Origin of the sequence: Streptomyces polyasparticus (genome assembly GCF_014493765.1) — a bacterium.
Lineage (GTDB): Bacteria > Actinomycetota > Actinomycetes > Streptomycetales > Streptomycetaceae > Streptomyces > Streptomyces polyasparticus.
In genome coordinates, this window is the sequence record NZ_JACTVJ010000148.1 from 1 (window position 1) to 429 (window position 429).

Consider the following 429-nt stretch of genomic DNA (forward strand, 5'->3'; position numbering starts at 1 on the left):
GTGGAATACAGCAAGATGATATACTTGGACGGAGACATTCAAGTTTATGAAAACATAGATCATCTCTTTGATCTACAAGATGGTTACTTATACGGTGTGATGGATTGTTTCTGCGAGAAAACATGGAGTCACACGCCACAATACAAAATTGGTTACTGTCAACAGTGTCCAAATAAGGTACAATGGCCAAAGGAAATGGGTCAACCTCCTTCACTTTACTTCAATGCTGGCATGTTTGTGTTTGAACCAAGCATTGAAACTTACCATGATCTTTTGAACACACTTCAAGTCACTCCTCCTACTCCATTTGCAGAACAAGATTTCTTGAACATGTATTCCTTTGGATTATAACCTAGTTCTTGCTATGTTGTGGCGTCACCCTCAAAATGTTGAGCTTCGGAAAGTCAAGGTTGTTCACTATTGTGCAGC

The 429-nt window shown here is 39.6% G+C and carries 1 protein-coding gene; it reads left to right on the forward strand.

Annotated elements, in window-relative coordinates:
- Positions 1–351: glycosyltransferase (locus tag H9Y04_RS49250; protein WP_214662314.1), on the forward strand; the 351-nt coding region annotated here is incomplete at its 5' end.
- Positions 352–429: the final 78 nt, after the last annotated feature.